This is a genomic window from Arthrobacter endolithicus (assembly GCF_026627425.1).
Taxonomy (GTDB): domain Bacteria; phylum Actinomycetota; class Actinomycetes; order Actinomycetales; family Micrococcaceae; genus Arthrobacter_M.
The window spans coordinates 30,322-43,708 of sequence record NZ_JAPNLH010000004.1; the positions used below are offsets into that span (position 1 = coordinate 30,322).

At 64.8% G+C, this 13,387-nt stretch carries 14 protein-coding genes and 1 tRNA gene; 13 read left to right on the top strand and 2 right to left on the bottom strand.

The window, feature by feature from the left end; all coding sequences use genetic code 11:
- Position 1 precedes the first annotated feature (1 nt).
- From OS914_RS04690 to OS914_RS04705, 4 genes are all read left to right on the top strand, one after another.
- On the top strand, positions 2–1,105 hold the full coding sequence (locus OS914_RS04690; protein WP_267544911.1) for a prephenate dehydrogenase: 1,104 nt from the start codon (positions 2–4) through the stop codon (positions 1,103–1,105).
- Positions 1,105–1,875, top strand: a complete 771-nt coding sequence (gene cmk, locus OS914_RS04695) for a (d)CMP kinase (RefSeq protein WP_267544912.1) — start codon at positions 1,105–1,107, stop codon at positions 1,873–1,875. The genes OS914_RS04690 and cmk overlap by 1 nt, the downstream gene beginning before the upstream one ends.
- 175 nt (positions 1,876–2,050) lie before the next feature.
- A complete protein-coding gene (gene der, locus OS914_RS04700; RefSeq protein WP_267544913.1) occupies positions 2,051–3,619 on the top strand; it encodes a ribosome biogenesis GTPase Der in 1,569 nt (522 codons plus the stop codon).
- 252 nt (positions 3,620–3,871) lie between these two features.
- Positions 3,872–3,945, top strand: a tRNA-Pro gene (locus tag OS914_RS04705).
- Positions 3,946–4,030: 85 nt separating this feature from the next.
- On the opposite strand, the gene OS914_RS04710 is transcribed toward OS914_RS04705, so the two are convergent.
- The gene (locus OS914_RS04710; protein ID WP_267544914.1) at positions 4,031–5,419 is read right to left on the bottom strand and encodes a flavin-containing monooxygenase; all 1,389 of its coding nucleotides are present in this window, start codon (positions 5,417–5,419) and stop codon (positions 4,031–4,033) included.
- Positions 5,420–5,662: 243 nt separating this feature from the next.
- Here OS914_RS04710 and OS914_RS04715 point away from each other — a divergent pair, with 243 nt between their 5' ends.
- The 9 genes from OS914_RS04715 to OS914_RS04755 all read left to right on the top strand — a co-directional run bounded on the left by OS914_RS04715 (position 5,663) and on the right by OS914_RS04755 (position 12,319).
- The gene (locus OS914_RS04715) at positions 5,663–6,160 is read left to right on the top strand and encodes a histidine kinase (protein WP_267544915.1); all 498 of its coding nucleotides are present in this window, start codon (positions 5,663–5,665) and stop codon (positions 6,158–6,160) included.
- A 73-nt stretch (positions 6,161–6,233) separates the two neighbouring features.
- Complete coding sequence (locus tag OS914_RS04720) at positions 6,234–7,088, top strand: DUF4097 family beta strand repeat-containing protein (RefSeq protein WP_267544916.1); 855 nt, start codon at positions 6,234–6,236, stop codon at positions 7,086–7,088.
- Between the two features lie 90 nt (positions 7,089–7,178).
- Complete coding sequence (locus OS914_RS04725) at positions 7,179–8,138, top strand: ATP-binding cassette domain-containing protein (RefSeq protein ID WP_324290622.1); 960 nt, start codon at positions 7,179–7,181, stop codon at positions 8,136–8,138.
- Entirely contained in the window at positions 8,135–8,947 is an 813-nt protein-coding gene (locus OS914_RS04730) for an ABC transporter permease (protein ID WP_267544917.1), read from the top strand. The genes OS914_RS04725 and OS914_RS04730 overlap by 4 nt, the downstream gene beginning before the upstream one ends.
- A 166-nt stretch (positions 8,948–9,113) precedes the next feature.
- Positions 9,114–9,500, top strand: coding sequence for a glycine cleavage system protein GcvH (gene gcvH, locus OS914_RS04735; RefSeq protein WP_267544918.1), 387 nt, complete (start codon positions 9,114–9,116; stop codon positions 9,498–9,500).
- Between the two features lie 70 nt (positions 9,501–9,570).
- Complete coding sequence (locus OS914_RS04740) at positions 9,571–10,074, top strand: FHA domain-containing protein (RefSeq protein WP_267544919.1); 504 nt, start codon at positions 9,571–9,573, stop codon at positions 10,072–10,074.
- A gap of 7 nt (positions 10,075–10,081) precedes the next feature.
- On the top strand, positions 10,082–10,846 hold the full coding sequence (gene ftsR / locus OS914_RS04745; RefSeq protein WP_267544920.1) for a transcriptional regulator FtsR: 765 nt from the start codon (positions 10,082–10,084) through the stop codon (positions 10,844–10,846).
- 44 nt (positions 10,847–10,890) lie between these two features.
- Complete coding sequence (locus OS914_RS04750; protein WP_267544921.1) at positions 10,891–11,394, top strand: bifunctional nuclease family protein; 504 nt, start codon at positions 10,891–10,893, stop codon at positions 11,392–11,394.
- 334 nt (positions 11,395–11,728) lie between these two features.
- A complete protein-coding gene (locus OS914_RS04755) occupies positions 11,729–12,319 on the top strand; it encodes a MerR family transcriptional regulator (protein ID WP_267544922.1) in 591 nt (196 codons plus the stop codon).
- A gap of 100 nt (positions 12,320–12,419) precedes the next feature.
- Here the strand turns inward: OS914_RS04755 and OS914_RS04760 are convergent, their stop codons facing one another.
- Positions 12,420–13,259: a ParA family protein gene (locus tag OS914_RS04760; RefSeq protein ID WP_267544923.1), complete on the bottom strand. Its 840-nt coding sequence runs from the start codon at positions 13,257–13,259 to the stop codon at positions 12,420–12,422.
- Positions 13,260–13,387 lie beyond the last annotated feature (128 nt).

Genomic DNA, 13,387 nt, shown 5'->3' on the forward strand with positions numbered 1-13,387 from the left:
GATGAATCCGTCGCATCTGACCGGACCGGTGCTGGTGATCGGCACCGGTCTCTTGGGCGCCAGTATTGGGCTCGGGCTACGTGCCCGGGGCCTTGATGTTGTTTTACACGACACATCACCTTCTGCCCAGGCCGTTGCGGTGGATATCGGCGCGGGACGTGGCCTGACGCCCGGTGAGACTGTGGCGCCTGAGCTGGTCGTGGTGGCCGCCCCGCCGGATGTCACGGCGGGGGTCGTCGCAGCGGCACTGGCAGACTACCCGGACGCCGTCGTCGTCGATATTGCCAGTGTCAAAGCCGGAATTCTAGCCACGCTGCGACGCCTTCCGGGGGTCAGCAGGGCTGAACTGAGCCGCTACGTGGGCACGCATCCGATGGCCGGCAGCGAACGTTCGGGCCCGGTGGCAGCCCGTGCGGAACTATTCTCCAGCACGCCATGGGTACTTTGTCCTTCGGAGGAGAGCTCGGCAGCGGCCATCAAAGTGGCCCATTCACTGGCCATTGACCTCGGCTCGGTGGTCTTTCGCTTCACCCCGGATGACCATGATGAAGCGGTGGCCCTGGTTTCCCACCTGCCGCAGATCATGGCGTCGCTGGTGGCCTCGCGTTTGCAGGACAGCCCGTCCCACGCGCTGTCACTGGCCGGAAACGGCCTGCGCGACGTCACCCGAATTGCCGCCAGCAACCCCGCCATGTGGGTTCAGATCCTCGGAGCCAACGCGGCGAAACTAATCGACATTATGCGCGGCGTCCGGGCCGATGTGAACCGTTTGATCAGCACGTTGGAGGCTCCCGACGCTCCGGGCGCCCACCTGGATCTCGCCAGGCTGATCAGCGAGGGCAATGCAGGTCAGGCGCGGATTCCCGGTAAGCATGGCGGCCCGGCGCAGGCGTATGCGTGGTTGACCGTCCTGGTGGATGACAAACCTGGCCAAATTGCGCGGTTGCTGACGGAAATCGGGGACATCGGGATTAACGTCGAAGATTTGCGGCTGGATCATTCGGCCGGCAGGGAAGTGGGCATGGTGGAACTCTCCGTAGTACCCAATAAACGGGTAGCACTGGTGCAGGAACTGACGGATCGCGGCTGGAAGGTCATATTGTGATGGAAGCCCAGAACCGTTCCAGCCACGAAGCAGCCGAGTCGGCGGCAACGGATCTGCGCCACTTGCGGCTGGGCAAGTCCCTCGTGGTGGCCATCGATGGCCCGTCCGGATCGGGGAAATCCAGTGTCAGCCGGGAGGTCGCCCGTCGCCTGGGGTTGGCCTACCTCGATACTGGCGCAATGTACCGCGCCCTCACCTGGCAATGCCTGGACACCGGCGTGGCGCTTGACGACGCGGTTGCCGTCGAGGCGTCCGCCCGGGCCCTGGAGTTGGAGCAAAGTACCGGCGTTGAGCACGAATTCGTCAAGGTTGGCGGCGTGGACATCACAGAAAAGATCCGCGACCCGAGGATATCCTCGGCGGTCAGCGCAGTGGCAACCACACTCGGTGCCCGTACCGAGCTGGTCCGCCGTCAGCGCGAGGCAATAACGCACGCCGCCAAGAGAATGGTGGTGGAAGGTCGAGATATCACAACGGTGGTTGCGCCATCTGCCGAGGTCAGGCTGCTGCTGACCGCCAGCGAAGAGGCCAGAATGGCGCGCCGCGGGATCCAGCTGGGCGGAACGCAGACGGCGGAGCAGCTCACCTCGCAGGTGCTGGCCCGCGATGCCAAGGACTCCACCGTCGTGGAATTCCAACGCGCGGCCGACGGCGTAGTAACAGTGGATTCCTCCACCCTCGACTTTGAACAAACCGTGGCCGCCGTCCTTCGGGTAGTGATCGACGCGGTGGAGGGAAAACACTTCTTCAGCTCCGCCGCGGATGGTTAGGCCAAACCCGGGACACGACAGACGTGTTTCAATGGACAGACGTGTTTAACAAAATCCAAGCAGCCGGTCACCAAGAAATCCGGCTATCCGCATACGTCCAGGCCGCGTTTGCCGGCGGGGGACAAGTATTTTCTGCGGACGATGACCTTACAAATCAGCATGAAGGAAAGCAACCATGAGCGACTCTCAGTCCACCGGTCGAAACGATGCGGGTGACTTTGGCCACGGTGACGAAGAATATACGCCCACCGGCACTGACCGGGTTGCTGAGCACCTGGCTGCCCTCAATGACGAGGACGCCGAGGTCCGGGCCGCATCGCTGCGCGCCGGTTTGTCCGATTACGAGCTCGACGACGAAGATGCTGCCCTGCTGGACGGCACCTTCGAGGACGCTGACGACGACGGTCTGGTCCGGCAGGATCCGGTGCTGGCCATCGTGGGACGGCCGAACGTCGGAAAATCAACACTGGTGAACCGCATCCTCGGGCGCCGTGAAGCCGTGGTGGAAGACACCCCGGGAGTCACCCGGGACCGGGTCTCCTATGCCGCTAATTGGAACGGGCGCAAATTCACCCTGGTGGACACCGGTGGCTGGGAGCACGACGCACGCGGAATTCACGCCCGGGTGGCCGACCAGGCCGAGGTAGCTGTCGAAATGGCGGATGCCGTGCTGCTGGTGGTCGACTCCACCGTGGGTATCACGGCCACCGACGAAGCCGTAGTCAAGATGCTCCGCCGGTCCAAGAAGCCGGTCATCCTGATCGGCAACAAGGTGGACGACATCGTGCAGGAATCCGACGCCGCCATGCTGTGGGGCCTGGGGCTGGGCCAGCCGTGGCCGGTTTCGGCCGTCCATGGCCGCGGTGTTGCCGACATGCTCGATCGCGTCATGGAAGTACTGCCGGAATTCTCCGCCGTCCAAGGACTGGAACGCTCAGGCGGCCCGCGCAGGGTTGCCCTGATCGGCCGTCCGAACGTGGGCAAGTCCTCACTGCTGAACAAGTTGGCCGGGAGCGAGCGCGTGGTGGTGGACCCGATGGCCGGCACAACCCGCGACCCGGTGGATGAATTCATTGAACTCGGCGACCGAACCTGGCGCTTCGTGGACACCGCCGGCATCCGGCGCCGGGTGCATATGGCGCAGGGCGCGGATTTCTACGCCTCGCTGCGCACCCAATCTGCTCTCGAGAAGGCAGAGGTCGCCGTCGTCCTGCTGGCTGTTGATGAGGTGCTCAGCGAGCAGGACGTACGGATCCTGCAGCTGGCCGTCGAATCCGGCCGTGCGCTGGTGCTGGCCTTTAATAAATGGGACCTGCTCGACGATGAACGCCGCCGCTATCTGGAACGCGAAATCGAGCAGGACCTGGCCCATGTGGAATGGGCGCCGCGGGTCAATATCTCCGCCAAAACCGGCTGGCACAAGGACCGCCTGGTGCCGGCTCTGGACCTGGCGCTGGAGAACTGGGACCGGCGCATCCCCACCGGCCGCCTGAACGCGTTCCTGGGCGAGCTCGTCGCAGCACACCCGCACCCCGTGCGCGGCGGTAAGCAGCCCCGCATCCTCTTCGGCACGCAGGCCTCCAGCCGGCCGCCAAAGTTTGTCCTCTTCACCACCGGGTTCCTGGATGCCGGCTACCGCCGCTTTATTACCCGCCGGCTGCGTGAAACCTTCGGCTTCGAAGGTACCCCTATCGAGGTCAGCATGCGGGTGCGCGAAAAACGCGGCAAGACCGCACGGAAGTAGCGCAGGCAACAGGTACGACGACGTCGGACGCTTGGTGTCGTCGTCGTGCCGCCCTGCGCGTGCCCGCCTGCACGTGCACTTCTGCCCAGCGTTCCGCGCAAAGCCCGCGTATGATGCCTCCTGCGCAGCGCAGCGGTCCAACGCTGCGCGGAACTGACATCCCCCGACGTCTGCTGGTCGGCACGGCATGGATTTTACGGTAAGCTTTTTGAGGTGGTTCGCCCGGCCGTATTTTGACCGGACCAGAACTTTCGGGCTGTAGCGCAGCTTGGTAGCGCACTTGACTGGGGGTCAAGGGGTCGCAGGTTCAAATCCTGTCAGCCCGACAGGAAAATGCCTGATGAGACGTATAGTTTCATCAGGCATTTGTCGTTTCCGGAACGTCGAGATGGTGCCTCTATGTCCTCCGCGTCATGGTCCCTGACGGCGACCCAGGCGGGCGCGCTGCCCGCCGCGAGCTCGTTCGCGGGCGAGATCCCAGAGGTAGTGATCGAAGTCCACCTCCATGGTGTGTCGCGGCGAGGCGTAGAACTGTCGCTTGTTCCGCTCGTGGTCCTTGGCCATCTGCCGGCGGATCTCGCGCTCCGGCGGGGGAGCGTAGCGCCCGCTCAGCGTCTCGGCCAGCCACGCCCCCTGCGCTTCGGCCACCGGCATCACCGCGCCCACTGGTTGCACCAGCCCGACAAAGAACAGACCGGCCAGGTCCGGATGCACCGTCCGTTTCCAGAGCGGTAACTCGTTACCTGCTGCGGAGACCAGCGCGGGGTCAAGGAATGGGAACGTCACCTCGTATCCGGTCGCCCACACGATCAGGTCGGCCTTCGCGCGGGTTCCGTCGACGAACACCACCGTGTCGCCGTCGAAACGCTCGATGCCCGGGCGCACGGCGATTCGGCCCGAGGCGATGCGGGCGCGGATCTGGTCCGATTGAACGGGATGCGATTGGCCGGGCTTATGCGCCGGCTTCGGCAGCCCGTACCTGCGGAGGCCGCCGGCGGTCAAGGCCCCGATGCGCAGTCGCAGCGCGGTCGCCCTCCACGGCAGCCAGGCCGGCAAGGTGACCTGATCGCTGGGATGCCCGAGCAGGAACTTCTGCAGCACCCATTGGCCGCGGCGAATCGACAGGGCGACGCTCTTGGCGCGGTAGGAGCCCTCGACCGCGATGTCCATGGCGGAGTTGCCCGCGCCGATGACCACGAGGTCGCGGCCTGCAAGCTGATCGCCAGATCGGTAATCGTGGGCGTGAATCTGCTCGCCATCGAACGAGCCGGGGTAGGCCGGGTCAGGCCACCGTGCGTCCCAGTGGTGTCCATTGGCGACCAGCACCGCATCATATCTGCCCGCCCGCCGGCCATTCGGGCCGCTCGTGCGTACAAGCCAGCCGCCATCGGCATCGCGGGTGACTTCCTCAACCGTGGTGCCGAAGCTGATCGTGTGCCGAAAGCCGAAGTGATCAACGTAGTTCTCGAAGTAGGCGTGCACCTGGTCGTGCCGGGCATACGGCGGATAGTCAGCCGGCATCGGAAAATCGGAAAATGCCATCCTGGGGCCGGAGGTGTTGATCTCCAATGTCTCGTAGCAGGCGGATAGGCCGTTCGGGTTATCGAAGAGCCAATTGCCGCCGATCGCGCTGCCGCGTTCGAAGCAGTCGAACGGCACGCCGGCGAGGTACAGCGCTTTGGCAGCAGCGATCCCCGAGGAGCCGGCGCCGATGATGCAGGTGCGGGGCAAAGACTCGTCCGCGGGGACGGGTGCCGTCACCGCAGCGGCGAGGTGCTCAGGCTTCACCAGGTAGGACATGCGGGAAAGTATCACAGTCTAAGGAGGTATTTTCAATGGCACGATGAGGAGCAGGGGGCGAGGCTCAACTGTGCCGCCGTAGATGCCCGCGGGCGTTCTCTTCCGAGACGTCGCGGGCGGTTCTGCGCAGAGCGGGCGTCAGCCGTTTCCTGGCCGTGCAGAATCCGCAGTATGGTGTCATAACCGGACGGAGTGACATCAGTTTTGCTTGACGTGACACCATGATGGTGTGATACTGATGTCATGCAACTCGATCAGTACGTCGCAGAGCTTAAGCACCACCTGGCCGTCGCCGCCGAGAGCGGCGGGGACGAGGCCCGCGCTATCGCCGAGCGCCTGAGCGCACCCCTCGACTCAGCGACCCGGCTTGTGCTGCTTGAGGCCCTCTCGGCGGCGGCGGGGGAGATCAGCCGCGAGCTCTCACCCGGGTCGGTGGACGTGCGACTGCGCGGCCGCGACGCCGAATTTGTGGTGAGCCCGGCCGCCGAGGCGGCCTACCTCGACCCTGGGGCGGCGCGCGGCAGCGCGTCCTCTGACGCGGACGGCGCAAGCACATCCCGAACAACGCTGCGGCTCCCGGATGCCCTCAAGGTCCGCGTCGAGGACGCGGCCGCCGCTGACGGGCTCTCCGTGAATTCCTGGCTGGTGCGTGCCATCGCAGCCGCCCTGGAACCCGCGATCCGGCGTTCGACCCAGCGAGGGTCAGGCTCCGGCGACCATTACGCAGGCTGGGTGCGATAGTCCGCCCCGCCCACTGACCGGCCTCGCAACCGCGGGGCCGCCCGACCAGGCCCTTCGAAAGGCAGGCTCCAGCATGCCCGAATATCAGACCAACGGTCCCATCGACCTCGCCCTCGACGTCCCCGTTGGGCGCATCGAGGTCTCCGCCAGCGAGCGCACCGACGTCGACGTGCGTGTCGATCCCAGTAATCCGAGCAAGAAGGCCGACGTACGCGCTGCCGCCGAGACCGTCGTCGAGTACCGGGACGGCCGGGTCACCATCGCCGCACCGCACCGGTATGGTGTGCTCATTGGTAGCGGTAAAGAGTCGGTGGATGTCACCGTCGACCTGCCGAGCGGCTCACGGCTGACCGCTGAGACCAGTGTCGGCTGGATCCGCGCCCGCGGGCCACTCGGTGCGACGCGGATCAAGTCCTCGACCGGCGACGTGAGTATCGAGCGAGCGGCACAACTGCAGGTGCACGCCAGCAGCGGTGAGGTGATCGTCGTCCACGTCGATGGCGATCTGGAGCTCACCTCAGGCAACGGGCCGACTCGTGTCGACTATGTAGGCGGCACGTCCACGCTCAAGGCTTCCAACGGCGACATCCACGTCGGTGTGGCAGGCGGGGCACTGACGGCAAAGCTCGCGAACGGTTCGATCAGCGTCCGCGAGGCACTCGACTCGGTGACCGCCCGCAGTTCCTACGGCAAGATCCGCATCGAAGAGGTGTCCGCCGGCATCATCGCCCTCGAGGCCTCCTTTGGGGAGGTGCTCGTCGGTATCCGCCGTGGCGTCGCCGCGTGGCTCGACGTCCAGTCCAAGAACGGCGTCGTCCGCAACGACATGAATGCCGACCAAGGCCCCGCCGGTAGCGAGGGCAGCGTTGAAGTGCGGGTGCGCACCAGCTACGGGGATATTACGGTGCAGCCCGCCATCGCACAGTAGATCGGCGCACCATCACACCTCCAGGGAGGAAAGGGCGACGCCCGGCAGCCGGAACTGACCTGTCCAACCACCGAACGGAAGGAACTACAAATGACTATCGTCAGCCCAGCGATCGACGTGCGCGGTTTGCGCAAGTCGTTCGGCAATAAAGTGGTGCTCGACGGCGTCGACCTCACTGTCGCGCGCGGTACGGTGTCGGCTCTCCTTGGCCCGAACGGCGCCGGCAAGACCACCGCCGTCAACATCCTCACGACCCTGGTGCGGCCCGACGCCGGCACCGCAACCGTCGATGGACACGATGTGGTGCGGAACCCGGACGGCGTGCGTGCCGGGATCGGCCTCACCGGCCAGTTCTCGGCGGTCGACAAGCTGCTGACCGGCGAGGAGAACCTCATGCTTATGGCCCGGCTGCGTCATCTGCCGGCGAAGCGGGTGAGGGCCCGCGTGGCCGAGCTGCTCGAGCAGTTCGACCTGCTCGAGGCGGCCCGCAAGCCGCTCGCCACCTACTCCGGTGGCATGGCGCGCCGGCTGGACCTGGCCATGACCCTTGTCGACACCCCGAGGATCATCTTCCTCGACGAGCCGACCACCGGACTCGACCCGCGCAGCCGCCACACCATGTGGGAGATAGTGCGCGATCTGGTTGCGCAGGGCACCACGGTGCTGCTCACCACGCAGTACCTTGACGAGGCCGATGAGCTCGCCAACCGGATCGTGGTGCTGGACGGCGGGAAGATCGTCGCCGAGGGCACCCCCGAGGAGCTGAAGCGGCTCGTGCCAGGCGGCCATATCCGCCTGCAGTTCGCGGACGCGCAGGCCCTGAACTCGGCGGCGGCCCTGTTCGCCGGGTCTGCCCGCAGGGATGCGGCGCTCACCCTGGAGGTACCGAACCCCAACGGGGTAAAGAGCCTGCGGAGCGCGCTCGACCGCCTCGACGGAGCAGGCATTGAGGTTGCCGACCTCAGCATCCACACCCCGGACCTGGACGACGTGTTCTTCGCGCTCACCGGCCGGGTCGAGCGCCCCCAGACAGAAGGGATCCCCTCATGACCGCCGCAACCATCCAACCCCAGCGCGGGCACGTCGTGACGGATTCGTTGACGATGACGAGCCGCAACCTGCTGCATATGGTCCGATATCCGGGTCTGACAGTCTTCGTCGTCGTGTTACCAGTGGTCTTCCTGCTTTTGTTCGTGTATGTGTTCGGCGGCACTATCGGGGCAGGCCTGCCGGGTGGGGCCGTCCACGGACGCGAGACGTATGCCGCCTACGTGCTTCCGGGCATCTTGCTCATGACGATCGCCGGGAGCGCGGGAGGCACCGCGACGACGGTCTCGATGGATATGACGGAGGGCATCGTCGCGCGATTCCGCACGATGGCCATCTCTCGGGCAGCCGTACTGACCGGGCACGTGCTCGGGAACACCCTGCAGGGGCTCATCGCCGTCGTGGTCGTATTCGGCGTCGGACTGCTGATCGGCGTCCGGCCCACGGCCGGGCCGCTGCAGTGGCTTGCGGCCGCGGGCCTGATGGCTCTGGTGGCATTCGCCATCACGTGGCTCGCGGTCGCGATGGGGATGGCGGCAAAGTCGGTGGAGACCGCCAGCAACCAGCCGCTCGTCCTGACGTTCCTCCCCTTTTTGGGGAGCGGCTTCGTGCCGACCGAATCGATGCCGGTGTGGCTGCACGGGTTTGCGCAGTACCAGCCGTTCACCCCGTGGATCGAAACCGTGCGGGGATTGCTGACCGGCAGCGACATGGGCGTGAACCCGCTGCTGGGGATCGGTTGGATCGTGCTGCTGTCGGTCGTGGGCTACGCCTGGTCAATGGTGCTCTACAACCGGAAGTCGGTGCGCTGATCCGGAGCCCCACCCTCCGGGCGTGAGTTCGCGCCGGGGAGGCGTGTGACTGCACCATCGACACGGTACCCTGTCCGGTATGCCTATACTTTCTGCGTCAGCTTGTAATGCCAGCCGCCGCCCGAAAGACTGGACTCAAGCACTTCCCCTCCGCGAAAGGCACAAGATGAGCAACATTCCAGCAGATCTCTCCTACACGGCCGAGCACGAGTGGATTACCGCTCCGGGCGCGGACGGCGTGGTCCGGGTGGGCATCACCGATTTCGCCCAGGACGCGCTGGGCGATGTTGTCTATGTGCAGATGCCGGAGGCCGGAACGCAGGTCAGCGCCGCGGCCGTTGTCGGGGAGGTGGAGTCAACCAAGAGTGTCAGCGACATCTACGCTCCGCTTTCCGGAGAGGTTTCCGCCCGCAATGAGGCCTTGGACGGCGATCCTGCCTTGATTAACTCCGATCCGTACGGTACCGGCTGGCTGCTGGAGATCAAGCTCGACGACGTTGCCTCGGTGGAGGGCTTGCTCAGTGCCAGCGCTTACGAACAACAGGTAGGCTAGATACACGCGTGCACTAGTTGCGCGTCCGGCTCCTCGAGACGGTAAACAACATAGACGAGAAGGAGTACCGATGGTTGAGAACTCAAGCAACGCCGTGCCCAGTGGTCAGGCGGAGTTTGCGGATCAGCCCGGCGCTTCAGAGACCACTTCCATCCAGTTGCCCCCGTCCAGCACGGAGCCAGCGGTCGAATACAAACTGGCTCCCGAGGAGCGCATCGCCGTTGAGGCTCTGCCCTCCGGGTCAGCCCTGCTGATTGCGCACAGTGGCCCGAATCGCGGAGCCCGGTTCCTGGTGGATGCGGATACGACGACGGCGGGGCGTCACCCGGGTGCCGATGTGTTCCTTGATGACGTCACCGTGTCGCGCCGGCATGTACAGTTTCGCCGCCTACCGGGGGGCTTCGAGGTCGTCGATTCAGGCAGTCTCAACGGAACTTACGTCAATGGGGACAGGGTGGATTCGGTCCGGCTGCGCTCAGGCGATGAGGTTCAGATCGGGAAGTTCCGGCTAACCTACTACTACAGCCCCGCTGTCCGCGCCCGGCCCGCCGTTCCCCTTCAGACGCAGTCCTGAGGCGGCGATGGTAAGCAGCGCCGCGTCGGCGCGCAGGGTCCTGCCGGACGTGAGCGTCCACCGGGGGAGAACTGCGCCGCAGGTCATCTTTAACATCGGAGAGGTCTTGGCGCAGTTGACCGAGGATTTTCCCTCCGTAACAGCTTCCAAGATCCGCTTCTACGAAGAGAAGGGGCTGATCACACCGCAGCGCACTCCAGCCGGCTACCGGCAGTTCCGGGAGTCCGACGTCGAGCGCCTGCGTTTTGTGCTCGCGCTGCAGCGTGATCATTATCTTCCATTGAAGGTAATCCGCGGTTATCTGGACGCCATCGATCGGGGTGAGGGGCCGGAAAACCTCCCGCCGGGCGTGTCCATTGCGCCTCGGATGGTTTCCGACGAACTCGCCATGGAGCTCAAGAGCCGGGCACGCAGGCTCACTCCTGAGCAACTCCGGGCCGAGTCGGGGGCCAGCGCTGAGCTGCTGTCCTCGTTGATCAGCTTTGGGCTGATTGCAGCCAAGGAAGGCCATTTCGATGACCACGCGCTGCGGGTGGCGAAGGCCTGCACCGCCTTGTCCGCGCACGGTTTGGAGCCGCGTCACTTGCGTCCTTTCCAGGCCGCGGCAGAGCGGGAGTTCGGGCTGGTGGAACGGGTGGTTGCGCCGCTGAGCTCCCGGCGGGACGGGGCTTCTCAGGCCAGGGCTGCTGAAACCGCCCGGGAGATCAGCGAGCTCTGCCTCGGTCTGCACAGTGCGCTGGTGCAGGACCGGATCGCGCGGATGGACCGCTGATGCAAGCTGAGCAAGCTATGTCTGTTAAGGATGACTGACCGGACATGATTGAGCTGGAGATCGTCGGGGTGCGGGTGGAGATGCCGTCAAACCAGCCACTGGTGCTGCTCAAAGAGATTGCCGGTCCCCGCCACTTACCGATCTGGATCGGTACCGCGGAAGCAACCGCCATCGCGTTGGCGCAGCAAGGCGTCGTCCCGCCGCGGCCACTGACCCACGACCTGCTCTGCAGCGTGGTGACTGCGCTGGGCCGCAGCGTCGCGAGTGTGACACTGACCGCCGTTGAGGACGGTGTTTTCTATGCCCAGCTGACGTTCGACGACGGAACAGTAGTAGGGTCGCGGGCTTCGGATGCGCTGGCGATCGCCTTGCGCGCCGCTTGCACCATTTGGTGTGCACCCGAGGTGCTCGAGGATGCCGGGGTGCAGGTCACGGACCATGATGAAGACGATCCCGACGCGATTGATTCGCCGGAGGCCGAGGAACGCGAACTGCGGCGGTTCCGCGAGTTTCTCAATGAGGTTGAGCCCGAGGATTTCGACAAATAACGACGGCGCCCCGGTGGCGGGCGGGACGGTAAGGTTAAAGCTGAACCTTAAAGTTCCGACACGGTCAAATTCTTTAGTCCCGCATCTTTGACCTATAGCCCATGCGGCCCTAACGTCGATACTGAGAGTTCCCATTGCCGGTGAGGGTTCCTGCGGGCACAATGAGGGTGGGCGCAGGGTTTGAGCCAGGATGTGTAACCCACTCTTTTGAACGAATTTCCGGTCTGAAGTTTGCCGGTTTTTCCCGGTTATTTGGCAGGTTTTTTGCCGTAGGCGCCGGCTGCAGCAGCCGATATTTGGTTCCGATGAGGGAACAACGACAAGGAGGGTCCACGTGAGTCCGAAAGGCGACGCCGGCGAACTACGGCAGGCTCCCATCCCGGGTGCGGTCATGGCGGCCGGGGCACAAGGACTGCTGTTCACCGAGGATCTGCCGGTTCTGGACGTTGATGCCGGCTACCGCGGGCCCACGGCCTGTAAGGCCGCCGGCATTACTTACCGCCAGCTGGACTATTGGGCCCGGACCGGGCTGGTGGAACCGGCGGTGCGCGGTGCTGCCGGCTCAGGTTCGCAGCGCCTGTACGGTTTCCGGGACATCCTGGTGCTGAAGGTAGTCAAACGCCTCCTGGACACCGGAGTATCCCTGCAGCAGATCCGTTCCGCCGTGGAACACCTGCGCGAACGCGGGGTCGAAGACCTGGCGCAGATTACGCTCATGAGCGACGGAGCTTCGGTCTACGAGTGCACCTCCGCTGACGAGGTTATCGATTTGGTTCAGGGCGGCCAGGGCGTCTTTGGCATCGCCGTGGGGCGGGTTTGGCGCGAGGTGGAAGGAAGTCTCGCGGCGCTGCCCAGCGAACACGCCGAACAGTCCTTCCCGGACGACGAGCTGACGAAGCGCAGGGACGCGCGTAAAATATCCTGACCCGGTACGACGGAAGATCCTGCGGGGCAGGGCCGTGCTTTCGAAGGTCGTGGGTGTGCGCCGTGTCCTTGCTGACGCGGTGTCAACAAATTTCCCGCCGTTAGCGATAGACGCGGTTGCGCAGGGACCCCTTCGCCAGCAGCCCGCCGAGCAGATGGTCGAAGAGCCCCGCCGCGTTCCTGGCCGACTCGCCCGGCCACTGATGGATCGGATGGGCCGCCCCCTGAATTTGCTGCCAGTTGGCCTGTTCGGGGATTGTCGGTGAAAGCAGCAGGGGCCCGAACATCGTTTTCATTTCGGCCAGGCGGTAAGTATGTTCACTGGAACCGCTGCGCACACGGTTCGCAACAATACCCGCAGCGGTAAACCCGGGGGCAAATTCGGCGCGGAAAAGCTCGATCGCACGAAGTGTGCGCTGCGTCCCGGCGACCGAGAACAGCGCCGGCTCGGCGATCAGCAGGACCTGGTTGCTGGCCGTCCAGGCAATTCGGGTCAGCCCATTGAGCGACGGGGGGCAGTCGATCAGGACCAACTGATATTTACCGGCACTGCTGCCGGTCGAATTGGCGGAATTATTGAGCAAGGTAGACAGCCGACGCAGGTCCCTGCGGCCAAGATCCGGTCGGTCGTAGATCCCGGCGAACGCCGAACCGATCGCGACGTCCAAAACGGGCGCGCCGCCGTCGGCCTTGGCGTTTTTGCTCCAGCCGCTCGGCAGCACGTTGGCCGCGAGCTGGGCCTTGCGGGGGTTTTTCAGCATCCGGCCGATGTCCAGTTGAGCGTCGGCGCGCACGCCAAGCCCGGTAGTGGCATCGGCATGCGGATCAAGATCAATCACCAAGGTCGCAATGCCGGCAGCGAGCGCCGCGGAGGCAAGCCCCAGGGTGACAGACGTCTTGCCGACGCCTCCTTTGAGACTGCTGATGCTTACTACTTGCACGGGTTGAACCAATACCTTTTCATCGCGTGGTCGTATAACGCGTAGTCGTATGCGGGGTGCGGCTGCGTTGCCTGTCCTCGCCGGCCAGCCCTCCGGTGGGTATTGGCCGCCGGCAGATGGCCGCAGAG

What these genes read in the sequence shown, in the direction of transcription:
- ftsR (WP_267544920.1), top strand. Translation starts at nt 10,082, where the DNA reads ATGGTAAGCAGCGCCGCGTCGGCGCGCAGGGTCCTGCCGGACGTGAGC.
- OS914_RS04720 (WP_267544916.1), top strand. Translation starts at nt 6,234, where the DNA reads ATGCCCGAATATCAGACCAACGGTCCCATCGACCTCGCCCTCGACGTC.
- der (WP_267544913.1), top strand. Translation starts at nt 2,051, where the DNA reads ATGAGCGACTCTCAGTCCACCGGTCGAAACGATGCGGGTGACTTTGGC.
- OS914_RS04725 (WP_324290622.1), top strand. Translation starts at nt 7,179, where the DNA reads ATGACTATCGTCAGCCCAGCGATCGACGTGCGCGGTTTGCGCAAGTCG.
- OS914_RS04715 (WP_267544915.1), top strand. Translation starts at nt 5,663, where the DNA reads ATGCAACTCGATCAGTACGTCGCAGAGCTTAAGCACCACCTGGCCGTC.
- OS914_RS04740 (WP_267544919.1), top strand. Translation starts at nt 9,571, where the DNA reads ATGGTTGAGAACTCAAGCAACGCCGTGCCCAGTGGTCAGGCGGAGTTT.
- gcvH (WP_267544918.1), top strand. Translation starts at nt 9,114, where the DNA reads ATGAGCAACATTCCAGCAGATCTCTCCTACACGGCCGAGCACGAGTGG.
- OS914_RS04750 (WP_267544921.1), top strand. Translation starts at nt 10,891, where the DNA reads ATGATTGAGCTGGAGATCGTCGGGGTGCGGGTGGAGATGCCGTCAAAC.
- OS914_RS04730 (WP_267544917.1), top strand. Translation starts at nt 8,135, where the DNA reads ATGACCGCCGCAACCATCCAACCCCAGCGCGGGCACGTCGTGACGGAT.
- OS914_RS04710 (WP_267544914.1), bottom strand. Translation starts at nt 5,419, where the DNA reads ATGTCCTACCTGGTGAAGCCTGAGCACCTCGCCGCTGCGGTGACGGCA.
- cmk (WP_267544912.1), top strand. Translation starts at nt 1,105, where the DNA reads ATGGAAGCCCAGAACCGTTCCAGCCACGAAGCAGCCGAGTCGGCGGCA.
- OS914_RS04690 (WP_267544911.1), top strand. Translation starts at nt 2, where the DNA reads ATGAATCCGTCGCATCTGACCGGACCGGTGCTGGTGATCGGCACCGGT.